Origin of the sequence: Amycolatopsis sp. A133 (assembly GCF_031082405.1) — a bacterium.
Taxonomy (GTDB): Bacteria; Actinomycetota; Actinomycetes; order Mycobacteriales; family Pseudonocardiaceae; genus Amycolatopsis.
The window spans coordinates 239,733-262,997 of sequence record NZ_JAVHJU010000051.1 but is presented as its reverse complement, the minus strand read 5'-3'; the positions used below and the strand labels follow the sequence as shown (position 1 = coordinate 262,997).

Genomic DNA, 23,265 nt, shown 5'->3' with positions numbered 1-23,265 from the left:
TCCTTCGCGATCTGCTCGACTGTCACACCGGGCTCGCGGTCACGCGCGACCCGCACGACATCGTCGCGGAACTCCTGTGGGTAGGGCTTGGGCACCGCAACATCCTCCCAGCTCACCATCACGGCAAGCCAACTCAGATGTCACCTACTGGTGCAGCAGACCCGGTTGACCAGCGCAAACACAGCGAAGTTAGGCCAGCCGGGTTACCGTCGAAGCCAGGCGATGATGTCTCGACTCCGGGAGGCCGGCCATGGCTGCGCGTGGCTCCTCTCGCGTGCCCGACTGGGTCGAGCCGATGCTGACCAAAGCCGACGGCGGACGGCTGCGCGAGGGTCCGGAGTGGGCGTATGAGTACAAGCTGGACGGCTACCGAGCCTGCATGCAAATCGCCCCCGACGGCACCACCGTGCTCACCACCCGCAACGGGATCAACTTCACCCACGAGTTAGTCACCTGCATACTGCGACTATGGCTCATTTCTTATTCCAAGGTGATCCGCCAGCCAATCCGCGTCAAGCCACAAAGGCGGAGCCGCAAGCCAGCTTTCCACCAGGTCGCATAGTTCCTGACTGGCCATCTTTCGCGGAAACCCTAACCGACTCATGGCGACGTCTCGCGCCGCCCCTGCAACCCAGTCGGCAATTTTGAGTTGATCAACTTTCTTGCTATCGCCAAAATCTACAGACTTGACGCCAATAGGGCTCATTTGCCGATCGGGATGCGCTGGATCCGGAAGTTGATCCATACCGAGCAGAAGATCCTTGTTTCGGCTAATAACTTTTGATTCATCGTGCACCAACCGAATTGGCCCTAAAATATCATAGAATGCTCGACAGACCGCGACAATGGTCGGTATCGCCGGGTCGAGCGTGTCTGGATGAAGACCAGTGTTTCGCTCCGCGAGAACATGGGTCAGCCAGTTTTGCACAGGCAAAAGCGCAGTTCTGAACGTTGACTCATTGGACTGCGTGAGTGTGGCGAGGTATTCCTCTACCGCCGACACGTAGCAGTCATCACTGGTCGATCCACTTCGCAAGGCGAGCACGAAGGCTTTCAGAACTGCATCAAATTTTTGCTCATCACCGAGGACTGGCCCCACAAGAGCAACCATGTGCGCGAGCGATCTCGCCGATCCATCAGCCCACATGTTGTAGCCGTCAGCAAACATCAAGGACTCAATCCCCAAGTCGATGATCTTGGTGACCGTCATGAACCGTTTATCTGCAACGTATAGCTTGACACTGTCGGCTGGCAGCGCAGCGAAAGCACTCATCAGGATGTCCCGGCCGGCTGGTCGCCTCGACAGTAGGCTGTACTTCGGCTCGCCTGCACCCTTCTTCATCGATGCAGCCACCGACTCGACGATGTCGTTGGCGTGTGCGTCGTCAAGGTGCACGCCGGCGACGGTGAAGACCGGCTGGTCGACGTCTTGGAGGTTCTCACCGGTGTTGTTGCTCTCATCCGCATACACAACCGGTAGCCCTACATCGTTCACCCGCTAGAGTCTGTCTCAGACGCGACGCCGCGGCCAGCCGATTTCGCCTCCCCGGTCTATGGAGCGTCGCGGGCACGCGACGCCATCCCAGGAACGCCGGAGTTCTCGTCACTCATGGGCCACTGAGCCATCACATGTCGCTGCGGGGTGGTCACCTGCACCCGACGCAATCGCGATCATCTTCGCACGCAGCCGCCCAGGTAGAGGCTACTTAGCGTCACCGCACCGGCGTACTGCGCTTCTCCCAAACCTGGTTCATCAACGCCTCGATGGAGCGGTCGGCCTGCGCCTCATCGATCCGGATGACCTTCCGGTAGGCATCGCCGAGGTGGCTGCCGAAGCTGTTGACCCACGCGGCGCACTCCACGGAAACGATGAAGATCAGCGCAGTCAACACGTGCGTGCGGCCGGTGCTCTTAGCCTGTTCGCTGTCCGAATCGCGCTGAAGCGCTACGAGTGCGCCTCGGGCAAGGTTCCAGTTCGTGCCAGCCGTCCCGTGCGCGAACTCGCCAAGTGCCCCGGTTTAAGAGGTTTAGTCGACGCCAACCTGCGCCCTCGATCCAGTCGCGGGGCTTTGCCTTCGGGTTTGCTTCTATCTTCGCGGCGCGGTCGGGTTTGACCCGCCACGTGCGTGCGCGCGCAGCTTGTTCGATGACGCAGCGTAGGCAGCCCATCGCGCGGTCGTCGTCCTCGAGCCACAACCATTCAGCCGACCGCAGTGCGGATGCACAGACGGCGAACGCGTCTGCGGCTAAGTGATGGGCCGAATTTCCGCGTATCCATTGGGCGAGCATTGCTGCCATCTCGCCAGCTAGCACTGCCTCTGTAGTGAGATCGATGATGCCGTGCTCGTCGAACTGGGTGCCGTGAATTTCCCGTTCGTGCTCGTACGCCCACGAGGCGAGCGTGAGTGCTCGGAACCGGTGGCTTCCGAACGCGAGGACTGGCCAGACTTCCGGCGGCGCGTCGGGTCGCTTGTCGGCGTGCAGCGCGGAGGTCGTGCGCCGATGCGCGGAGGCCGTTGCGGCGAGCTGCCCTTCGAAGGCGGTGAAGAACTCCGGGGTCAACGGCCACAGGAACGGCTGCGGATCGGGCAGCCAGCTTTCGGCAGGTGCGACGAGCCGGACGGCATGAACCGCCTTGGCCATTACGTCCCGTCCCCGTTCGGTTGCTGCCGCCGTGAGGCATGTGCGTAGCTGGCTCAAGCTGACGACCAACGCGTGGCCGATGGTGTCCAGTAGCTTCACGTGTTCGCTGGTCGGAGGATCAGAGATGTCGGCGACGTCGAGCCACACCAAGGGCATGAGTGGTCCACGTCCGTGCAGCAGCTCGCTCAGTTCGGCGAACAGATCGCCAACCGGAGGCGTCCCGCTCGCCAGCCGAACGCCGGGCGTTTTCCATAGCCGGTTGAGCGAGGCCACCGTGTCCTCGCCCGAGGCTGGATCGCCGTCGGTATTGGCTGCCAGATTGGCAGACCAGCGTTCCAGCTGCGTTCGAGCAATGATGCTGGCGCCGATCGGCTGCAGGCTCAGCATGAGACGAACTGCTCCCGCGATGCTGTCCAGTCCCCATGACAGGTGATCGGACCACGTCACACCCGAGTGGCAAGGCGCACGGCCTGGCTGCGCCCCCACATCTTGCGCAGCGAGACCAAGCGGCAAGTAGCCGGCAAGCAATGGCAGAGCGACAGGCTGCATCATGTCGGCGACGTGGATCATACGTTCCATGCGCCGGTTGTGCCACGAGATCAACGCTTCTGCGAGGCCGTCGTATCCACGCTCGTCCAACGCTGCCTCGAAGCCTGCAATGGTCGGTGGCACGCGACGCCCGGCCCGCTCGGCGCGGCGGGCGACTTTTGCCTCTGCGCGTTCGGCAGCGCGCCGGGCAGCTCGCGGACGCCGGCCATTCCGCTGAGTCGTCATTGCGACACGCTCCACCACTCCACGTCGCGATCTCGATCGCCGACCTGGTCCTGGAATAACTGTAGATGTTCCAAACAACCTAATATCACCGTTGTTCGGTTTGGCAGCTCAGTCACCGACCCGACCAGATATAGCTTTCTGTAACATCCAACGTTGCTTTCGGTCACCGGACGTACGACCAGGACCCGCAAAGGCCCCTACCTCCAACCACCACACTCCTGGGGCCACTTTGCGGGCGGAGGCGCCCGGGTGCCACGTGGGGCTCGTGTCAGGACATAGGCTGACCCGATGACGGTCCCCTTGACATCGGTCACTGGCGAAAGCGGGGCGAACGGCGTCGCGCTGTTGTTCAACTCCCAGCTCCAATGGATCTGTCGCACGCTGAGCGGGCCGGACTTCGGCATTGATGCGCAGGTCGAATTGTTGCTCGGAGGACGTCCGAGTGGCCGTGTCATCGCGCTGCAGATCAAGGCCGGAGCGAGTCAGTTCGCCGAGAAGACCCCCGCCAAGGATGGGTGGGTATTCCGCGACAACGGCCTCAGAGCACACGCCCGAACTCCCCGACGTTGTTTGGTTCGACATACTCGGCGGTCAGCTCGTCGATGCCGGGTGAATGACGGCAACATCCACCAAACCGCCGGCGTACAGCACGAACCGCCCCTTATTCGCATCCCAGTGCGCTCGCACATCAGCCGGCGCGCCTGGCCTTTTCACGAGTAGTCGCAGCATCCAAGCTGATCGAGAGCGCACATGTCACGGTCCCGTGGTACGCCGCGACCCATCGATCTGCCCCTTCCGCATCTTCATCGTCACCCGGCTTCGGCTCTCCGCGACTTTTTTTCTGAGCTCAGAATTGATTCCACTCGAAATCATGAGATCCTCGCTCAGCTGACGCAGTTCAACTGCAGAGCGAGCAAGAAGCCCCTCATCGGCAAGTCTAACGGCCGTCCAATAGCGCAGTCGGTGGTCCATAGCCCGCACCTCCGGCTGATCTTCGCCGTACAGCCGCCTTCTCTCTTCGCGTAACTCAGCGATAATCCGGATGGCCTCGGCGACATCCCCCGCCTCGCCGATCATCGTGGCAATGGTCAGACGAATGAACTGTGTATTTATGTTTGTCGCATGAGCTTCCGCTTGACACTCTTCAAGCAGCTCCTTGCCACGGCGGATCGCCTGAGTATGCTCACCCTTTGCCGCTAGGCATTTCAGCAGTTCACAATGCGCGTTCAACGTAGTTGCATTGAGATGTCCATGCATGCGTTCTTCGTCGGACAGGATTGACTGGAAGCCCGCCAAGGCATGGTCGAGCCAGCCAGCTTCCTGCAGTGCTCTCGCTCGCTCGTACCGCAAGCTCGTGATCGCCTGAGCCGGCGCTCGACGGTTGCGCATCCAAGACTCGAAGTCGTCGTAGAAATCGACAATGCCCTGCCCTTGAGATCCCGTCACGAAACAATTTGCATAGTTCATCATTACTGAATAGGTTAGCCAATTGGGTTCGTCAAGGTTTTCCAAGCAAGCGTGGAATAGCTGCAGAAAAATATTGGATGCCGCCGCCACCTCGCCGCCCTCAGCGAGCCAGTAGCCTACTCCGAGTCGAATGTGAATCATTATAGGGTGAAATTGTTCGAATGCCCGCCGCGACTCTTCTTCAAGCTTTTTCAGTTCTCGCAGAGGTGTTCGTATACTCAAGCCGTAACCACAGTCCCACGCGAGGGACAATCGAGCTTCGATGGCGTCCTCATGATTGTAACCAAGCCTACCTATGAGCTCATCCACGGTTTTCTGGAGGTAGAGTCTTTGCGCCGCCTGACCGTCACGCTCTCTGATCACGTAGCCGCGCTCCACACGACTTTCCGAGTACTTTGAGGACGCACGCTCGAACGCTGTTTCGGCTTGGTCTAGCTGATCCCAGGACCAGGCAACGCGGCCGATGTCCTTCAGCTCCTCGGGCTGCGCCGCGTCGATGAACGCAGCCAGCGCGTCTGCGGGTATCGATTCCCTGGCGATTGCGTCAATCAGGTAGTCGAAGGCAATCAGGAGCCCGTCCCCGCCGGGAATCAACAGACTGCTCGTGGCGTGCAACGGCGTCGTCGCCCAATCTATGGCGTCGGCCACCGGCTCCGGTCGCAGCCGGTGGCCGCCTCGCTGGCCGAGATACGCCTCATGGGCCTGGGTCAACACATCCAGCGATAGGGGCCGGTGAATACCTGCCCGACGTGCGTCGACGGCGGCCATGACGAGCGCGGCCGCGCGCGGATGAGCGCCGGGCGCCCACGCGTCCCGCCAGGTCGCAAGGAGTTGAGGCCCCGCAGCCAAGTACTCGGCGACGCCGAAGTGATCGACTTTTGTCAGCGCTTCAGCGATCCGGGGGTCACCCGAATCAATCCGTCGTGCTTCTTGGATCTCGGCGTTGCTCCACGGTCGCGCGAGGTCGATGCGAGTAGCGAGGCGCAGGACTTCCCATCCCTGCCTGATCGTATCCCGACTGCGGTTCGCGTCGGCGACGGTCGGCGAGCTGCCGTTGAAATAAGAGTATTCCTCCGCGCGCATCGTTGCGATGATGCTGTGTCGCTTCCCGGCAAGGATTCCAGAGAGAGCGGTGCCGGTAAGGCCTCCTTCGCCAAGGAACCGTTCGATGTCGTCGAGCCACAGGACGGCTTGGGGTTCTCCGAGCATCGCATCGACGGCAGCCTGCGTCGCACTGCGACCGGCGGGTTCGACCAGCCGATGCGCCGCAAAAAGTTCACGCATTGCTTCATATGCGGCTCGCGACTTTCCTGCCGTCGATTCTCCGACAAGTAGGACGAACCGATCTCTCGTGATGGCGGCTTTCAACAGGGACATGATGTCGCGAGGCACGAATACGGGAACGCGGGCAACCGATTCGAATGAGGCCGCGGGGTGGATGCCCAGCTGAACCGGGTCGTCTAGCTCGCAAACCAGCGGGAGGCGTCCACGATGGTCGCACCGCAAGAGTGCTTGACGCACGCTCCGGCGATCGTCGCGCTCCTTCATCACCGCAGTTGCACGCGTACCTGACAACCCGGCGATGAAAGAACAGACGGCCAGCGCGGCGGACGAGACCACCGCGGGAACAGGGAGCTTGGTCAAGACCGTGCCAACTGCCACAGCGGTCAACGCCCCTGAGATCAACAGCCAGATCAGCCTCGTTCGCACAATCCCTCCCGAAGCGTCGATGGTACGCGGCGCAAGCGGATCTTGACTCGCGACCAAACAGCTTGGGTGTCGTCAGTCTCGAGCGCGCTGGCACGACGGACGTGCTCGACGGCCTCATTCTCCAACAACGAGGCGACAAGCGCCCCGGCTGATTGCTGACCTGCAGGCGGCCCGTCGCCGGTACAGCTCATCCCCGCTGGGCAACCAGACTGGTATGCGCGCTGGGCGAGTCAACATCCGCGGCGAAGCGGTGGATACTTGCGGAGTGCGGGCAGCGATGGAGGAAACCAACGTAATCGTGCCTGAGTGCGCGATGGACGCCCTGACCTCGATCGTCAGAGCCCGCGGCCAATCGCGAGACCACACCATCCGGCAGTTGCTGGAGGAGCACCTCCACCGGCAGGAGTTACGGAAGCCCAGCGACCGCCTCACCCATATCTCGACGGTGCTCCGGTATCTGGCTGCTCCGCTGGGCCGCAAGCAACCGCGCATTGGAGCCCGACTACGGTTGCGGCTGCCTCCGGGCACCACCGAGCGGGCGCGCGCATTGTCACTAATGCTCCCTGGTCAATCACTACGCGCACGCAAAGACTACCAGGCTCGCCAGCTGACGGACGCAGTGGTCACCGCGATCGCGACTGCCGCACCCTTCACCGACGACTTCCTCGATGGCCTGCCGCCGCTGCTACGCCACCGCGCAGCGATCCGCCTCTGGCAGGCCGCGGTCGCGGCCACATGCACCACGCCCGAGCAAGCCCTGCTCAACGAGGCCTACGAGGTGCGTGTACTGCTACCCGACAAGCGGAGCGACGCCGACCGGCGACTTCTGCGCATCGCGGATGCGCTCGAGACCGACGTGGCCTGGCATAGCCCGCGGCGTTTCGAAGCTGCAGCCGAACTCGCGCGGGCGTGGCTTCGAGGCCACGCCCCGTTCGACGGCCAGACACCGCTGGACCAGCTCGACGAGGAATGGGGCGAGCAGCTCCAGGACCTGCGCAACCGTCGCGACGACGCGAACTCAGGCTATGACTGGTCCGGCCGCGGCGCCTCAGCCGTGTGGCGGGCCCGCCGGATGGTCGAGATGGACGACTTCGAACAGTGGTTGCTCAAGCACCGCCAGCCAGCCGACGCCGAGGTCTACCGGATCACCCCACCCGGCTGGCTCATACGCCTGCCCGCCGGCTGGTGCACCCGTGAGCTACCCGAACCGATCGAGGAACCTTTCGCTACCTGGCTGGCGACGGGCGACCTGCTGAGGCTCTCCACCCACGGCAGGTCAGCTCTGTGGCCCCTGCGGAAAGCAGCCACTCCGCCGGGCTGGGAGCCGGTTCCGGGACTCAAACCGGTCTTGATGGCAGCGCGAGGACTGCCTTCGACCAAGATCGCTTCGTTCATCGAAGCTGTGCTACTCGCCTGGGATGCCGACGACGCCGAGCATCTCGAAGCTCTGCAGCCTCCCTTGCGGATCTTCGTCGACAAGGCCGTCAAGTTCGGCTTCATCGACACCAACGACGTGCAAGCCATCAGGGCAGAGGCCCGGCGCCAGACACTGCAGCAAATGCAGGCCATCGTCGACCATCTGCCCGACGAGCACGCCCACCTGCGCCCCGACCTGGCGGCCGCGATCGGCAGCACCCGCCAGTTCGCAGCGCTCGCGGAGAACGCTGGAATCAAGTTCCAGGCCACGCGGGCGACGTGGGCCTGGCCGCTGACGGCGGTAGCAGACGAGGCCGTCAGCGGACAGCGCGCTGACGCAGTCAAGTGGCTTGCCCACGTGGCTCACCAGACCTGCAGTCGGCAGCTACAGCGCTCGATGGAGGCAGCCTGGCGGCAGGCATTCGACCACTCACCCAAGGGCGTATGGCTACGCGAACGGCGGGCCAACACTTCGGCCGAGCTACGTGTGACACCGACCAATACACCGCTACTCGACGTCGAGTTCATTCTGGATCCCGAACCGCCGTTCTGAGCTTGCCGGCTCGCGGCGATGACGAAGGGACACGGAGATGTTCGACCTGACTGCAACCGTGATTGTGGTCGCGGCAACCAGCGGGTGCGGTTTCCTCAGCCTGCTTGCGACCCTCGTGTTCCTCTGGAAGATCTACAAGCGTGGCGGCCGCCACGACCTCACCGCAGCCGCCCGCGCCTTACGCGACCTCCGAACGCGCCGGTTACCACTCTCACCACTCCGTAGATGGCCCGCAGCCAAGCGCAGCAGCTTCACGGCACCCCAGACAAATAGCGAGGATCCGCAGCTGCGCACTGACAGGCACTCATGCCACGAGACAAGGCTCGACTGACCGGCGGCGACGTCAGCCGATGAGGTAGCCAGCGAGCTCGTCGGGGCCGCCGGTCACACGGGGGCTTCACGCTCCTTCGCGGGCAGATCTCGAGGAAGTGTCGTTCCACAGGGTCGCTGATCTGGCCGTGAACCTTGGAGGCCGGCAGCCGCCCGTGCACGGACACACGCAGCCGAAGCCAGCCTGTCTGGGTGTCGATGCTGGTGGGTTCGTTGCTGCTGTAGATGTCGCGGATGAGCAGTTCACCCGCCGGGGACTCCAACGACCATTCAGTGCTCATGTCCCACGCTGCCGCGGGCTCCTGGGTGGGGCGCCCGGGTAGCGACGGACGGTGAGGTCGACGGGGCCGAACTGGGTTCCGCACAGAACGGTGACCCAGTTGGCTGCTGAGTGCGCCGGTGGCCGTCCGCCGCTGCTTCAAGGCCGCCGCGGCCGAGGCCAGGAATGTGCTGCCCGCGTCCAGGCCATGGGACAGGACACCGCCCATGTGGGTGCTGACGACCGTCACGAGCCGATCAATGCCGCGACGGCGCCACGTACCTGACTGGGAGCTGAGAGGTCCGCCACCACGTACGTGGCCAGCACAGTGGCCTAGCTGTCCCGCTCCTCCACGCTGGGGAGCCACGACCAAAGTTACAGGTTTCTGACAGGCGACCGTGATGCGCCTCCCGCCGCAGCGCCTGCACGACTCACGCCACCGCTCAAACGTCCTCTTCTACCGAAGAGCGGACGCCTTCCGCTACGACCAGGCGATGGGTGATGCAGACACGAGGCGTTGGACACATCGAGCCGATACTCAAAGCAGATGTCGAAACGCACTGAATGTCACTTAATTCGAATCAAAATCGACCATCTCATTAACTTTTCTAACAACCTCCAAGCCGAGGGCGAAGTACCATCGTCGACCAACTTCTCCAACATTACTATACGAAGTGTAGGTGATAGCCTGCGCCAACAAAGACAACAAGTATTGGAACTGAAATATACGCTTGAGTTCATTATCTAACTCTCTCGTTACCGCGGCGCGAACTCTATGCACCGATTGAGCGATAACTGATTCATCGAGGTCAGCATGAGACGAATCGGTGTCAATCAGCACCCTGACCAGGGTATGCATATCGCCGCCCGAGCTCGCCTTCGCGCGGATCGTTGGAAGGATCAAAGAGAGGAGCAGCGTCGCCACGTCGCGCGACAACGGCGCAGAAGAACTATACCCCGAAAGATCGATTAACCGGATTTGACCGAAATCTGGATGGCCATCAATCAGAGGAACAACTATATTGTCGACATGCAAGTCCCCATGAGAATATCCAAGGACATAGTCGACGTCAATCCCACTAATAGCAGAGCCATCGTTGAGCAAATGGATCGGATTTGGCAACCCGCCAGACTTTCCGATCCGCACTCCAAACCAGTCCACGTCGTCCGCCATAAGCCCTGCCCGATCAGCCCAACGATATGCCGAGCGCCCTCGATTCAAAGCTCCTCGCAGCTCGAGACGGAGGAATTCGCTTGCAGACGTTCTCCTGTGCTTCCATCCCGTAGGTTCATTCCAGCTGTACAGGATCGAGCGTATCGCCTCAGCCGCACCCAACTGCTGATACGCGGGCGCCATTTCCCCAACTGTTTGACTATTCGAGACCATTGTAGACGAGTCAAGGAACATCAACACTCGACCATCCCCGACCGTTTGAGACTGAAATAGCTGCCGAATTAGGTGCCGACTAGCAAACGTTGGAGACGACAGCCAGGCGCGCTCGTAATTACGCGCTTCACCCGCCGGGCTCCCCTTGGAGCAGACCTTCAATATCACTTCCACCGAATCGCCGAACTCGACAGTAGGCGTGATTCTAAGTCGCGCAAGAAGGGCACCACTTCCACCTCGACGTCGCCAGGGCTCGTCGGGAACCTCGAGATTAAGCGCGCGATCGCGCGCCCAAGCCTCAAGCGCTCGGACGACCACTGGGTCGCCCAGATACCGACCGACGTCAGAGACGCCTTGTTCGTCGCCGTTGCTCATCAGCTCAAATACTACCCGGCTCATCGGCAGTATGGCCGCCGACGAGGCGAACGGCTAGGATGTCCGGGTGTCGGAGCCCCCACCCTTGTTCACAAAGGCTGACATCACGCCTGCGCAGCTGACCGCACTAAAGGCGATGTCCATCTCACATCAGCGGGTCCGGATACTTTCCGGACTTCGAATTGCCTTGTCTTCAATTATTGCCGTAAGCGGCGCAGTCGTGACGGTGACCACCCTTCAAGCAACCTGGGTGACCATTGTAGGAGCACTATGGGCCGCCATTTACTCGATCGGACTGGCTTCATGGGTGGACGGTGAACTACTTCGTGCTGCCAAGCTTCAGGAGAAGTTTGAAGTAGAACTGTTCCGGCTCCCGTGGAACACCGTGGTCGCTGGCCGTCCAGTGCGCATGGAGGACGCCAGTCGGTTGAGCAATGGTTTCAAGGGCCGACGAATCGCCGAAGACTGGGACGAGATGCCAAAACTGCCCAGACCGTTCGACGTCCTCGCTCGCCAAATACAGAATCTGGGGTGGGGATCCCGGATTCGCCGGAGATATGCCAACGTTGTGCTTTTCTTTGTCTCGACATGGACAGCTTTGGGCGTCGTGATCGGTGCGAGCCTAAGCTTGACCGTTACCGACATTGTCGTGCGCTGGTTCATCCCTTCGTTGGGCGGCTTGCTGCTCGGACTCGATACCTTTCGGCAACAGCGAGCAGTAGCCAGCGACCGCGAGCGTGTATGTGTTCACGCCGAAGATGAGGCTATAAACGCAGCTGCGCAGCCCGATAAAGTAGTAGATCACGATAGACTACTCATACTGGCTCGCCAAGTGCAAGATACACTGTTCAGCACTCGATGTCGAGCACCGAGAGCCCCGAGTCGGATATTCTATCTTCCGTACTATTCCAGTGATTCAATCGACTTCAAAGCACCAGTCCAACGGATTGCGGAGGCCCTTCCATCGGCGCCAACTGATTGATCTACACGTGCGAGACCTGGCGGCGCGCTTTAATTTTGCACGGAGCAATACGATAACTGAACTCAAGAGAGTACCTGGCAGCCCTTATCTACTTCAGCCTACTTCGAGTTCTAGCTCTGACGATGCACTGACATACCGCTAATCGGCCCTATGACAGTACGTACGATCATGCCGAAGAAATGCCCGGGCAGACGAACTTCCGGACCTGGTTTTCGGCAATGGTTGACAGGTCGTAGCCCACAAGGGTGAATTCTGTTCTTCTCAGGTCGAGATGGATCTCGATCCATACGCCTGCAATCCCTTGCAGCAGAGCATCCAATGTCCGGGGCGTGGGCACCTGCTCTCGGTCAGGGCAGCAGATGAGGGCACATCTTCCTCGTCAGAGCCAGCAGATCTTCCTTCTCCTTGGCCTCAGGACCATCGGCGCGCATCATCTCTCGCACCGTCCGGTCCAAAGCCGATGGTGGCAGTCGGCTGCGCAGGGTCTGGAGCTGGTGCAGGAAGAGGACGCGGAACCTCCGCCGCGTGTCGCTGTCGTCGGGTGCGAAGCCGTGCACGGCGTAGCGCAGACAGGTGTGATAGGCGGCTGCCGGCATCGTCGATGCCGGCTTCGCTTCCGGCTTTGAGCCAAAGTGTGATCAGTGCGTGCGCGGCCGAGACGGGACGCGCTTCGCCGAAGCCCCAGAACGTCGTGATCATGGTTCCGTAGCCGTCCGCGAATGGCGCCAGCGCGTGAGCCGCGGTGTCGCCCTCAACGCTGCACAGGAACTCGAGTTCCGACACAAGCGTGTCGTAGTGAGAAGAATCCAGCCGTGGTAGCTGTCCTCGCCACGCAACTGGTCGCCGAGAAGAATCCGGTAAGACCAGTACGGGTCCACCTCCTGCCCTCGGACGCCGAGGTCGTCGAACCCATTCGTGATCCGCACAACTCTCCTGCCGTTCTGCCAGAGCCGGGACAGCTTGAGCGCCTCCACGAGTCCGTGCCGTCCCTCGGTGCCCAGTTGGGAGATCCAGAGTGTCGCGGTCCTCGCCCATTCCCCGACCGGATGCTCGACGCCGGGGAAAAGCTGATCGGTCGTTACCTCGAGGGACGGTCCCGTGACCATCAGCACGCACAAATGTACCGAGTACGCGGCAGCAGGTCGGCGACTCCGGCGCCGATGCCGTTCCCGGCCCCGACGACCAGGACGCGCAGGCCGTCGATCCCGTCGAGGTTCGCGGGATGACCTTGCTCGGTGGGAAGGTTCACGATGACACACCTTTCGGGGACGGCTCCCGGGTTTCCGGGCTGGCCAGGACGGCTCCCGCCGATGTGAGGGCGAGGACGACGAGCAGCGCTCCGATCGCCCAGTACGAACCAGTCGCCGCGCACAGCGCCGACGCGATCAACGGGGTGAACCCGCCCAGCGGATCGGAGAGCGAGCGGGCGATGGTGACCCCCGAGTTGCGGACCCGCGGCTCGAACATCTCGGCGAGGTACGCGCCGGACACCGCGAGGATGACCTTGACGCCGAGCCCGTAGGCGAGCACCAGCGCGACGATGACGAGCAGTGGGTTCCGCGTCTCGAGCAACCAGAAGAACGGAAAGGCGAACGCGGCGAGGAAGAACAGTCCGAAGAGGAACACCGGCCGGCGGCCCACGCGATCGGCCAGGTGCACGCTCAGCGGGATCACCCCGAGCCCGGCGGCGTTCGCCACCAGGACCCCGGTCAACGCCGGCCCGGCGCTCATCCCGAGTTGCGCGGTGCAGTACGAGATCGCGAAGACGTTGAACAGCTGAGCGCAGACAGCCTCGGTCGACCGGGCGAGGGACGCCAGGACCAGGTGCTTGCGGCCGGTGCGGACCAGCTCCCGGAGCGGGCTGACCGCCAGCCCGCCGGAGTTCTTCAGCCGCTCGAACTCCGGGGACTCCGCCACCCGCAGGCGGAGGTAGAGGCCGACGAACACGAGGCAGAACCCGAAGAGGAACGGCAGCCGCCACCCCCAGTCCAAGAAGGACTGACGAGGTAGCAGGGACATCAGCGCGAAGACACCGGTGCCGAGCATGATCCCCAGACCGACGCCGAGAGCCGGCGCGGTCGCGTACAGCCCGCGCCGCCCGGCGGTCGAGTACTCCGACGTCATCGTCACCGCGGTGCCGTATTCGGCGCCCGCGCCCAGGCTCTGCACCAGCCGCAGCACCACCAGGAGAGCCGGGGCGGCCAGCCCATACTCCCAAACGTCCGCACATGCCGCTTAGCGTGTGCCCTCACGAGCTGCCCTTAGCGGCGCCTCAATGCAGAGGAACCCCTTCACAGAGCCGATCATGACGCTCGTCCGGCCGTACTACGCGGCCCGAGCTGATCCTGATCGGCTGCATCGAACTCTCGTTGCCTGCAGATGCGCCACATGTTCGAAACGAGGGCACCGCAGTCCTCTCACCGATTTCACTGGGGCATAGCTGGGGCAAACTCCCTGTGGCAACTGCACTGAACAACACACAGTTGCAAGCAACGGCGATCAAGCGCATCATCTGGCTGGGCGATCCTCTATCGCCGCAGGTCCACTGGCAGTGAGGGGGTCAGGGGTTCGAGTCCCCTTAGCTCCACATCGTAAAGAACCCCTTCGTTTCAGCCTTCTGGCTGGTCGGAGGGGTTTTCTGCGTTCCGGGTTCGATCTTCGTTGATCGGTTTGCGGCGTGATCTTGTGCTCCTGGTGGGGCAAAACTGGAGCACTGCCCCAGCCCCGTTCCGGCGTCGGTGCGGTGTTCCCGCTGCTCCCCGGCTCGGCCGGCGGGTGACCCCCACCGTGGCGAAGAGGGGGACAACCGGCGCCACCCGCCGACTGTCGACGACACTGGGCGATGGTGTCGGTGGTCGCGGGGCCGCCGTGTGCCAGCGCCGCTCGAGATCGTCCAGCAGCCGCTGTTCGACCTCCGGGGCGACGTGGGAGTAGGTCTCGATGACCCGGTTGTCCAGGTGGTGACCGAGCCTCCGGGCCTGGGCGATCTCTGGAGCGCCGCCGGCGATCAGCCAGGTCTTGTGGCTGTGCCGCAACCCGTGGAAGGTCAACTCGGGCCGCACCGCCGCGCAGCCCGCCTTGGCCCCGGACGCGTCACTGCCGTCGACCGCGGAAGAAAGACCCGTCGCAGGAACGTCGAGCGCCACAACCACGTCCCGCTCGGCGTCGTGAACACAAATCCATACGGGTGCCGGGCGAGATGCTCGCGCAGCCACTCCGTCAGGAACGGCGGCAGCGCGATCGTCCGGGCCGAGGCCCGGGTCTTCGGTGGCCCGAGCCAGCGCATCGATCCCGACTCGTGCAGCGCCCCGACCAGCGGATCGATCACGATCACGCCACGCCGGAGATCGACGTTGTCCCGGTGCAGGCCGGCCAGCTCACCCCACCGGCAACCGGTCCACGCAGCGGTGACGATCAGCAGCCGCGCGATCGGCCCACCGAGGACACCGGCCGGGCGCCGGAGGCCGAATAAGGACCGTTCCGGGCTCGCATGCTCACCAACCGCGGCCTTCGCCCCGTCGAGGGCTTCAGAGCAGCGGGCCACCGCTGGCCGCCACGGCGGCGTCGGAGGCGGCCGGCCAGGCTCACGCGGAGCTGACCACAGCCAAGCGCAGCGTGTCGGCCAATCGCCCCTTCGAGAGTTCGTACATACCGAAGACGATGCCTTTCCTGCTGCCGAAGTAGCGGAAGAATCTGCTACCCGTCCGGCCGGGCACGATCACTCTTTGGGCCCCCCGCTGTGCGTCGGGAGCGTCGCGGAACATCGCACCGACCGACCCGCTTCGCCACGGCTCGGCATGCCCGCGTCGCTGAGTGGCACGCCGTGGGTCCGCTGGAGCACGCAGCCGGCAGCGTGGCGCCGATCCTTGGACGATCGTCAAGATAGACACTAAATCGCCCCTACTCAAGGTAGCAAAAAAGCCCAGGTCAGCGACCTGGGCTTTGCTCCCCCGCTTGGACTCGAACCAAGAACCCTCCGGTTAACAGCCGAATGCTCTGCCAGTTGAGCTACAGGGGAATGTTGCTCACTTCCGGTGCCGGTCTCTCCGACCGACGAGAAGAACTTTAGCCCATGCCCCGGAAGCCCCGTGCACCACCCCCCACTTAGCGCAACCACCCCCGCGGAGCCGGTTTTCCTGGACAATGGACAGTCGGACGACCTAACGACGGAAGGCGTGGACGCGGATGAAGAAGTTCCTGCTGGGGGCCGGCCTGGGGTACGTCCTGGGCGCCAAGGCAGGCCGGGGGCGGTACGAGCAGCTCGTGCGCACCTACCGCCGGGTCGTCGACCACCCGATGGTCCAGGGCGCCGCCGGTGTCGCCCGCGCCAAGATCGGGGAGAAGCTCAAGCGCTGACGCGGGCCACGAAGAACACTCGGCGGAACTCGAACAGGGTGACGCCGTCACTCCGCGCCGGGTAGGCCGCGTCCAGCCGCGGGGCCAGCGATGCCCGGAACTGCTCCCACTCCGCGTCGGTCAGCGCCGCGCGGATCGGGCGCAGTGCTGTGCCCGTGATCCACTCCAGCACCGGCGAAGGGCCGTGCAACGGCTGGACGTACGTCGTCTCCCAGGCGTCGACGGTGCAGCCCGCGTCGGCCAGGAGGTTCGCGTACTCCAGGGGGCTCGACACCGCGTCGTCCTCGCGCAGCACCACCTCGGCCAGGCGCGACGCCCAGGCCGGCGACGCCGCCAGTTCGCGCGTCAGCGCGTGCGAAGGCGCATTGAAGTTGCCCGGCACCTGCACCGCCAGGTAGGCACCCGAAGGCAGCGAAGAGGCCCAACGGCGAAGCAGCGAAAAGTGGCCGGGCACCCACTGCAGGACCGCGTTCGACACCACGACGTCGGTGTCGGGCGCCGGTGTCCAGTCGCGGACGTCGAGCAATGCCGCGTCGAGGCCGCGTTCGCGGGCCGCTGTCACCATTTCAGGTGAACTGTCGCTGCACTCCAGGATCGCCGAAGGCCAGCGGTCCCGGAGCAAAACCGTCAGGTTGCCCGGACCGCAGCCGAGGTCGACGACGCGTCGCGGCTCCGAAACCCCGATGCGGGAGACCAGGTCGTAGAACGGCCGGGCCCGCAGGTCGGCGTAGTCGAGGTACTTGCCCGGATCCCACACGGCCGCCTCCCAGATAACAGTACGCCTGTACTGAGTACGAGCGTACTGCTACTCGGCGGGGTTGACCAGCTTCGCGGCGACCTGCTCGGCGATGACGGTCACCAGCTCGACGTCGGTACCCGGATCGGGCCGGACCTGGAGCACCGTGCCGTCGCGGCCGGGGACCTTGCGCTGGACGAACCACGCTCCCCCGGACCCGATCTCCTGCCGGTGCCGCGAGCGGATCGAGCCCTCGACGCGCTGGTAGGCCTCGTGCGGCAGCTTGCCCGGCGCCGGTAGCCGGAAGCGCACCGGCGGGAGGTCGGCCAGGACGACCGCCGAACCCGCCGTCCCGGCTTCGGCCGTCTCGGTCAGCGTGAAGACGCCGTCCGCCCAGGCGGCCTTCCCGACCAGGTGCCAGCCGACGCGCCGCGCCCCGCCCCCGGCCGGGATCCACAGGCCCAGCGCCGTCACCACCAGGTGCCCGCCGCCCTCGACCGGCGCGCTGTCGACGACGTCCTCGCCCGGCTCCAGCACCCCGGCGAACCCGGCGGGCGTGCGGTCGCCCAGCAACCGGCGCAGGATCCCCATTTCAGCTCCACGCGCCGGCGGCGGCCTGCTCGCCCAGCGACTTCTTGTACTGCTCCAGCGCGACGAGGTCGCCGAACAGCGCGCGGTAGTCCTCCGGCGCTTCGACCGGCGACAGCCGCTGCAGCTTGCCCTTGATCTCCGCGATCTGCCGCCCGACCAGGCCCTCCTGCAACCGCGCGAGGATCGACGAGATGTACCGGGAGTCGACCTCGTCCTTGGCCCGCAACGGTTCCACGGCCAGCTCCGAGAGCACCCGCCGGACCGTCCCTTCCGGACAGTGCGGGGCCGCCGCGTCCAGCAGCGCCGGCCCGGTCAGGCCCGAACCCGCGCCGCCGGCCTTCAAAACAGCCTCGTGCACCGCGACGTACACCGGGTGCGTGAACGCCTCCAGCGGCAGCGCGTCGTACTCCGGCCCGGCGATCGCGGGCTGCTGCAGCGCCGCCTTCAGCGCCTCGCGCTGCACGGCGAACCGCGGGTCCTTCGGGGCCGGGCGGGCGACGTCCTGGGCGGCCGGGGCCTCCGGGGCGCCGACGCGCGCCGGCTGCTTGAGGGGTGCCCCGCCGCGCTTGTCCGTCGCGCCCGCGGACCCGCGGACCCGGTTGACGACCTGCGCGACGTCCTGCCAGCCGACCCACCAGGCGAGCTTCGACGCGTAGCCGTCACGGGCCGCGCGGTCCTTGATCGACGCGACCATCGGCACGGTCTTCTGCAGCGCCGCGACCTGGCCGTCGACCGAGTCGAGGTCGTAGTTCTTGAGCGTGCTGCGGATGACGAACTCGAACAGCGGGGTCCGCCGCGCGACCAGGTCCTTCACCGCGCTGTCGCCCTTGGCCAGCCGCAGCTCGCACGGGTCCATGCCGTCCGGCGCGACCGCGATGTAGGTCTGGCCGGCGAACGTCTGGTCGCCTTCGAACGCCTTCAACGCGGCCTTCTGGCCCGCTTCGTCGCCGTCGAAGGTGAAGATCACTTCGCCGCGGAAGGCGTCGTCGTCCATCATCAGCCGGCGGAGCACCTTCATGTGGTCTTCGCCGAAGGCCGTGCCCGACGACGCGACCGCCGTCGGCACGCCCGCCGCGTGCATCGCCATCACGTCGGTGTAGCCCTCGACCACGACCACCTGGTGCCGCTTCGCGATCTCGCGCTTGGCCAGGTCGAGACCGAACATGACCTGGGACTTCTTGTAGATCGGCGATTCGGCGGTGTTGAGGTACTTCGCCGAGATCCGGTCGTCGTCGAACAGCCGCCGCGCGCCGAAGCCGACGACCTCGTTGCCGACGTCGCGGATCGGCCAGACCAGCCGCCGGTGGAACCGGTCCATCGGGCCGCGCTGGCCCTCCTTGGACAGCCCCGCGGTGAGCAGTTCCTTGACCTCGAAGCCGCGGGTGAGCAGGTGCTTGGTCAGCTTGTCCCAGCCGCCGGGGGCGTACCCGCAGCCGAACGTCTTCGCCATGGCGGCGTTGAACCCGCGCTCGGACAGGAAGTCCCGCGCCGGGCGCGCCTCGTCGGTGACCAGCTGCTCGGCGTAGAACTCCTGGGCCGCGCGGTGCGCCTCGATCAGCCGGCTGCGGCTGCCGCGATCGCGCTGGATGGTCGCGCCGCCGCCTTCGTAGGTGAGCCGGAGGCCGACCCGGTCGGCCAGCCGCTCGACGGCCTCCACGAACGTGATCAGGTCGATCTTCTGGACGAACTTGATCACGTCGCCGCCCTCGCCACAGCCGAAGCAGTGGAAGGTGCCGTGCGCCGGGCGGACGTTGAACGACGGGGTCTTCTCGTTGTGGAACGGGCAGAGGCCCTTCAGGCTGCCCCCACCGGCGCGGCGCAGGGCCACGTACTCCCCGACGACCTCGTCGATCCGGTTCCGTTCGCGCACCTCCGCGATGTCGCTCTCCCGAATCCGTCCTGCCACGCCGCCCACTCTAGTCTTCCCCGTTTCCCGGCTCCCCCCGTGTGCGGCACACTCGGCACATGGCCTCCACGCCCACCGCCCAGGACACGCTGGCCGCGCAGTTCGCCGGGCACCGCAGTCACCTGATCGGGGTGGCCTACCGGCTGACCGGCACGCGCGCCGACGCCGAGGACGCCGTCCAGGAGTCCTGGCTGCGGCTGGCCGGGCTGGACGACGCCGGCCGCGCGGCGATCCGCGACCTGCGGGGCTGGCTGACCACGGTCGTCGGCCGGATCTGCCTCGACCGGCTCAAGTCGGCCGCGTCGCAGCGGGAGAAGTACGTCGGCAACTGGCTGCCCGAGCCGGTGGTGACGCCGTTCGGGCGGCCGGTGAGCGAGGATCCCCTCGACGTCGCGGTGCGCGACGACGGGCTCCGGATGGCCGCGCTCGTCGTCCTCGACAAGCTGACGCCGGAGCAGCGCGTCGCCTTCGTGCTGCACGACGCCTTTTCGGTGCCGTTCGGGGAGATCGCGGACGCGCTCGGTGTCTCGGTCGAGGCCGCGCGCCAGCACGCGTCCCGCGGCCGCAAGGCCCTCGCCGACGCCGATCCGGCCCCGCGCGTGCCGCTGGACGACCAGGCGAAGATCCTCGAAAAGTTCGTCGTCGCCCTGCAGCAGGGCGACATCCGGGCGATGACCGAACTGCTCGCGCCGGACGTCGTGCTCATCGGCGACTCGAACGGCAAGGGCCGCACCGCCCGCCAGCTCATCGTCGGCCCGGACAAGATCGCGCGGTTCTTCATGGGGCTCGCGCGCAAGTACGCACCCGGGACGCTCGCCGGCGGCACGCCGGTGCTGGTCAACGGCGACCTGGGGGTGTACCTCGCGCCGCAGGAGGGCCGGGACGGCTTCCTCGCCCTGGACGAGCACGTGCAGTCGGTCACCATCCGCGACGGGAAGATCGTGGCGATCTACGACCTGGTGAACCCGGACAAGCTGGCCCGGATCACGCGTCCCGGCGACGCACCTTCGTGATCCCGGCCGCCAGCACGACCAGGGCGAACGCCCCGAAGTAGGCCAGCGCCCAGCCGGGCCCCAGCGGCGAATCGGACAGGACCGCGGCGTTGCCGCCGTCCCGGCCCGCGTTCGCCTCGCCGCCGCCGCTGAGGAACTTCGTGACGACGTTCAGCGGCAGCCACCGGTGGATGGCCTGCCCCGCCCGCGGGATCAACTGGACGAAGTTCTCGGCCATCAGCGGGTAGACGACGATCAGCGCCACCGCGCCCGCGGTGTGGCGCACGAGCAGGCCCACGCCGACCCCGCACACCGCGGCCAGCGCGAACACCGGTCCGGTGCCGGCCACGATCGTCCAGTCGGCGGCGCTGTCGAGGGCCAGGTCGGCGTCCGGGGCGAGGACCCGCGCGACCAGCCAGGCCGTGAACGCGCCGGCTTCGCCGAGCAGGAAGGCGTACCCGGCGACGACGGCGGCCTTCGCGACCAGCGCCGGCGTCCGGCTCGGCACGGCCTGGAAGGTGCTGTGGATCGTGCCGGAGTGGTACTCGCTGGTCACCGCGAGCGCCGCCAGCAGAAGCACGGCGACCAGAGCGAGCTGGAAGCCGAACTGGGTGCTCGCGACGGTGGGCGGCAGCCGGGACTCGGTCGCGGTGAGGGCGGTGAGCGCGGCCGGGGCGACCAGCGCGGCGAACGCGAAGAGGCCGCACGCCCAGGGCGTGGCGATGCTGAAGAGCTTGATCCGTTCACTGGCGACGAGGTGCATGCCGTGCACGGTCCCGCGGCGGACCCCGGCGGCGCGTCCCACCGGGGTCGGGTTCCGGGTGTCCTACGGCAGCGGGACCCGGCACGCGTCGCCGGAGGTGAAGCCCTGGTCGACCAGGCCGAGCGCGCTGTTCATCCGGGCGCGGGAGTTCTCCAGCGCGATCTGGTAGGTCAGCTCGAGGACGCCGTCGCGGCCGAACTCGCGCTCGAGCTCGGCGACCTGCTCGTCGGTCACGGTCACCTGGTCCCCGGACATCGCGTCGGCGTAGGCGATCGCGATCCGTTCCTGGTGGCTGAAGGCGGGCGAGGTCGCGTAGCCGTCGATCTTCGTGAGCCGCTCGATGTCGAGGCCGTCGTGCTTCTGCAGCATGGTGCCGAAGTCGACGCACCACGAGCAGCCGATCCGCGTCGCGACCCGGTAGACGGCGAGCTCGCGCACGTTCGCCGGGATCTGCTTCGACGCGCGCTCGGCCAGCAGCTCGTGCACCACGGACGTCCGCAGCAGGCCGGGGTGGTGCGCGGTGACGGCCATCGGCTCGGGCACCGCGCCGAAGCGGCGGCGGGCGATCCGGTAGACGAGCTTGAGGAAGAGCCCGCCTTCGGACGTCTTCTTCGCGGGGATGCGCGGCATTTCGGTCTCCTTCGTCTCGGGTGCTACGAGCTGGACGAGACGGCGTCCGGGGACGTGACACCCGGCGCTGTGAGCCACGCCACCAGCATCGTCGCGGCCGCCGCGGCGAAGACGACGGTGAGGCCCGGCGCGGCCAGCCCGCCGGTCGTGGCCAGCGCGAGCCAGCCGAACACCGCCGCCCCGGCGAGCCCACCCGCTTGCCGGGCGAAGGTCAGCGACCCCAGGGTGACGCCCATCAGCTCGCGCGCCGCCCGCGTCTGGCCGAGCACGGTGTAGGCGGACGTGCAGACGGCGAACGCGGCCCCGATCGCGAACAACCCGGGTGCGAGCAGCCAGGGCGAGCCTTCGAGGGCGGCCGCGGCGGCGATCGCGGCGAGCCCGGCCGTGCCGAGCACGCAGCCGAAGCGGCCCCAGGCCGGCATTTCCGGGTGCCGCCGGGCCAGCGCGGCGAAGGACGCCGACAGGACGAGCTGACCCGCCGTCATGGCGACGAGCAGCAGCCCGGTCCCGGCCGCCGCGGCGCCGAGCGCGGCGACCAGCGCGACGTAGGTGAAGGTGCCGTAGAGCGCGGCCCCCGCCAGGCCGTTGACCACCACCGCGCGCCTGAGGACGGCGTCCACGAACACCTTCGGCGAGATCAGCGGGCTCCGCGTGCGGCGCTGCCGCCGGACGAACAGGAAACCCGCCACCACGGCCGTCCCGATCAGCACCGGCGTCCACAGTGGACTGCGCGCGAGGGCGTCGACCGTGCCGAGCGCGACCACGGCGGCGCCCGCGACGGTCAGCAGCACGCTGCCCGGGACGTCGAACGCTTCGGTCTCCCGGCGGGGTTTCGCGGGCAGCCCGCGCAGGCCGAGCACCAGGGCGGGCACGCTGAGCGGCAGGTTGACCAGGAAGATCCACCGCCAGCCCGGGCCGGCCGCGAGGAGCCCGCCCAGCGGCGGACCGCCGAGGGTGGCGGCCGCGAAGACGGCCGTCTGCCACCCCTGGCGGCGCAGCAGCTCGTCGCGGTCGAACAGCTCGCCGAGCGCGCTCATCGCCGTCACGATCAGGCCGCTGCCGCCCAGTCCCTGCAGGGCACGGGCGGCGATCAGCGAGCCGACGTCGGGCGCCACGGCGCACCAGGCGGAAGCCGCGGCGAACACGAGGACCGACGCGGCGAAGGGCACCCGGCGGCCGTAGAGGTCGCCGAGCCTGCCGTGCAGGGGCGTCGCGACGGTGAGGGTCAGCAGGCCGGCGGCGGTGACCGCCACGAGCCCGGTGCGGGCGTGCAGATCGGCGCCGATCGACGGCAGGGCCGCGGTGAGGACCAGGCCGTCCAGCTGGGCCATGGCCATGCCGAGCAGGAGACCGGCGTAGGCGAGGTTCCGAGATGCGTGCATAAAGCACACGTTA

22 protein-coding genes and 1 tRNA gene are annotated in these 23,265 nt (G+C 65.9%); 6 read left to right on the top strand and 17 right to left on the bottom strand.

Features of this window, described 5'->3' with window-relative positions; all coding sequences use genetic code 11:
• Window positions 1-466: 466 nt before the first annotated feature.
• The 3 genes from Q5425_RS31415 to Q5425_RS31405 form a co-directional block, all read right to left on the bottom strand.
• Window positions 467-1,495: a DUF3800 domain-containing protein gene (locus Q5425_RS31415; RefSeq protein WP_308675947.1), complete on the bottom strand. Its 1,029-nt coding sequence runs from the start codon at window positions 1,493-1,495 to the stop codon at window positions 467-469.
• A 217-nt stretch (window positions 1,496-1,712) separates the two neighbouring features.
• The gene (locus Q5425_RS31410) at window positions 1,713-1,892 is read right to left on the bottom strand and encodes a hypothetical protein (RefSeq protein ID WP_308675946.1); all 180 of its coding nucleotides are present in this window, start codon (window positions 1,890-1,892) and stop codon (window positions 1,713-1,715) included.
• Window positions 1,893-1,911: 19 nt separating this feature from the next.
• Window positions 1,912-3,417, bottom strand: a complete 1,506-nt coding sequence (locus Q5425_RS31405) for a hypothetical protein (RefSeq protein WP_308675945.1) — start codon at window positions 3,415-3,417, stop codon at window positions 1,912-1,914.
• 288 nt (window positions 3,418-3,705) lie between these two features.
• Between Q5425_RS31405 and Q5425_RS31400 the strand changes: the two genes are divergently transcribed.
• Window positions 3,706-4,137 (top strand): DUF4365 domain-containing protein, encoded by a 432-nt coding sequence (locus Q5425_RS31400; RefSeq protein ID WP_308675944.1) that lies wholly within the window; start codon window positions 3,706-3,708, stop codon window positions 4,135-4,137.
• Between the two features lie 33 nt (window positions 4,138-4,170).
• Here Q5425_RS31400 and Q5425_RS31395 read toward each other — a convergent pair whose 3' ends face one another.
• Entirely contained in the window at window positions 4,171-6,252 is a 2,082-nt protein-coding gene (locus tag Q5425_RS31395; protein ID WP_308675943.1) for a hypothetical protein, read from the bottom strand.
• A 619-nt stretch (window positions 6,253-6,871) separates the two neighbouring features.
• Here Q5425_RS31395 and Q5425_RS31390 point away from each other — a divergent pair.
• Window positions 6,872-8,563 carry a hypothetical protein gene (locus tag Q5425_RS31390; RefSeq protein ID WP_308675942.1) on the top strand — a complete coding sequence of 564 codons (1,692 nt, stop codon included), beginning with the start codon at window positions 6,872-6,874 and terminating at the stop codon, window positions 8,561-8,563.
• Window positions 8,564-9,723: 1,160 nt separating this feature from the next.
• Here Q5425_RS31390 and Q5425_RS31385 read toward each other — a convergent pair.
• Complete coding sequence (locus tag Q5425_RS31385; protein WP_308675941.1) at window positions 9,724-10,914, bottom strand: hypothetical protein; 1,191 nt, start codon at window positions 10,912-10,914, stop codon at window positions 9,724-9,726.
• A gap of 67 nt (window positions 10,915-10,981) precedes the next feature.
• Between Q5425_RS31385 and Q5425_RS31380 the strand changes: the two genes are divergently transcribed.
• Window positions 10,982-11,896 carry an S-4TM family putative pore-forming effector gene (locus Q5425_RS31380; RefSeq protein ID WP_308675940.1) on the top strand — a complete coding sequence of 305 codons (915 nt, stop codon included), beginning with the start codon at window positions 10,982-10,984 and terminating at the stop codon, window positions 11,894-11,896.
• Between the two features lie 166 nt (window positions 11,897-12,062).
• Here Q5425_RS31380 and Q5425_RS31375 read toward each other — a convergent pair whose 3' ends face one another.
• The 5 genes from Q5425_RS31375 to Q5425_RS31355 form a co-directional block, all read right to left on the bottom strand.
• The gene (locus Q5425_RS31375) at window positions 12,063-12,215 is read right to left on the bottom strand and encodes a hypothetical protein (protein ID WP_308675939.1); all 153 of its coding nucleotides are present in this window, start codon (window positions 12,213-12,215) and stop codon (window positions 12,063-12,065) included.
• Between the two features lie 28 nt (window positions 12,216-12,243).
• Entirely contained in the window at window positions 12,244-12,492 is a 249-nt protein-coding gene (locus tag Q5425_RS31370) for a hypothetical protein (protein ID WP_308675938.1), read from the bottom strand.
• A 509-nt stretch (window positions 12,493-13,001) separates the two neighbouring features.
• On the bottom strand, window positions 13,002-13,145 hold the full coding sequence (locus tag Q5425_RS31365) for a hypothetical protein (RefSeq protein ID WP_308675937.1): 144 nt from the start codon (window positions 13,143-13,145) through the stop codon (window positions 13,002-13,004).
• Window positions 13,142-14,083 (bottom strand): MFS transporter, encoded by a 942-nt coding sequence (locus Q5425_RS31360; RefSeq protein ID WP_308675964.1) that lies wholly within the window; start codon window positions 14,081-14,083, stop codon window positions 13,142-13,144. The genes Q5425_RS31365 and Q5425_RS31360 overlap by 4 nt, the downstream gene beginning before the upstream one ends.
• A gap of 422 nt (window positions 14,084-14,505) precedes the next feature.
• Window positions 14,506-15,042 carry a hypothetical protein gene (locus Q5425_RS31355; protein ID WP_308675936.1) on the bottom strand — a complete coding sequence of 179 codons (537 nt, stop codon included), beginning with the start codon at window positions 15,040-15,042 and terminating at the stop codon, window positions 14,506-14,508.
• Window positions 15,043-15,194: 152 nt separating this feature from the next.
• Here Q5425_RS31355 and Q5425_RS31350 point away from each other — a divergent pair, with 152 nt between their 5' ends.
• Window positions 15,195-15,368 (top strand): hypothetical protein, encoded by a 174-nt coding sequence (locus Q5425_RS31350; RefSeq protein ID WP_308675935.1) that lies wholly within the window; start codon window positions 15,195-15,197, stop codon window positions 15,366-15,368.
• Between the two features lie 473 nt (window positions 15,369-15,841).
• Here the strand turns inward: Q5425_RS31350 and Q5425_RS31345 are convergent.
• Window positions 15,842-15,914: transfer RNA gene (locus Q5425_RS31345), tRNA-Asn, on the bottom strand.
• 167 nt (window positions 15,915-16,081) lie between these two features.
• Between Q5425_RS31345 and Q5425_RS31340 the strand changes: the two genes are divergently transcribed.
• Window positions 16,082-16,252, top strand: coding sequence for a hypothetical protein (locus tag Q5425_RS31340; protein ID WP_003097798.1), 171 nt, complete (start codon window positions 16,082-16,084; stop codon window positions 16,250-16,252).
• Here the strand turns inward: Q5425_RS31340 and Q5425_RS31335 are convergent.
• The 3 genes from Q5425_RS31335 to dnaG are packed head-to-tail and all read right to left on the bottom strand — an operon-like array spanning window position 16,242 to window position 19,494.
• Window positions 16,242-17,009, bottom strand: a complete 768-nt coding sequence (locus Q5425_RS31335; RefSeq protein WP_308675934.1) for a trans-aconitate 2-methyltransferase — start codon at window positions 17,007-17,009, stop codon at window positions 16,242-16,244. The two genes, Q5425_RS31340 and Q5425_RS31335, sit on opposite strands and share 11 nt — an antisense overlap.
• Window positions 17,010-17,057: 48 nt before the next feature.
• Window positions 17,058-17,579 carry a hypothetical protein gene (locus tag Q5425_RS31330; protein WP_308675933.1) on the bottom strand — a complete coding sequence of 174 codons (522 nt, stop codon included), beginning with the start codon at window positions 17,577-17,579 and terminating at the stop codon, window positions 17,058-17,060.
• Between the two features lies 1 nt (window position 17,580).
• Window positions 17,581-19,494 carry a DNA primase gene (gene dnaG / locus Q5425_RS31325; RefSeq protein WP_308675932.1) on the bottom strand — a complete coding sequence of 638 codons (1,914 nt, stop codon included), beginning with the start codon at window positions 19,492-19,494 and terminating at the stop codon, window positions 17,581-17,583.
• 50 nt (window positions 19,495-19,544) lie between these two features.
• Here dnaG and Q5425_RS31320 point away from each other — a divergent pair, with 50 nt between their 5' ends.
• Window positions 19,545-20,498, top strand: a complete 954-nt coding sequence (locus Q5425_RS31320; protein WP_308675931.1) for a sigma-70 family RNA polymerase sigma factor — start codon at window positions 19,545-19,547, stop codon at window positions 20,496-20,498.
• Here Q5425_RS31320 and Q5425_RS31315 read toward each other — a convergent pair.
• The 3 genes from Q5425_RS31315 to Q5425_RS31305 all read right to left on the bottom strand — a co-directional run bounded on the left by Q5425_RS31315 (window position 20,470) and on the right by Q5425_RS31305 (window position 23,252).
• On the bottom strand, window positions 20,470-21,240 hold the full coding sequence (locus tag Q5425_RS31315) for a hypothetical protein (RefSeq protein ID WP_308675930.1): 771 nt from the start codon (window positions 21,238-21,240) through the stop codon (window positions 20,470-20,472). The two genes, Q5425_RS31320 and Q5425_RS31315, sit on opposite strands and share 29 nt — an antisense overlap.
• A 63-nt stretch (window positions 21,241-21,303) precedes the next feature.
• Window positions 21,304-21,870, bottom strand: coding sequence for a carboxymuconolactone decarboxylase family protein (locus tag Q5425_RS31310; RefSeq protein WP_308675929.1), 567 nt, complete (start codon window positions 21,868-21,870; stop codon window positions 21,304-21,306).
• A gap of 23 nt (window positions 21,871-21,893) precedes the next feature.
• The gene (locus Q5425_RS31305) at window positions 21,894-23,252 is read right to left on the bottom strand and encodes an MFS transporter (protein WP_308675928.1); all 1,359 of its coding nucleotides are present in this window, start codon (window positions 23,250-23,252) and stop codon (window positions 21,894-21,896) included.
• Window positions 23,253-23,265 lie beyond the last annotated feature (13 nt).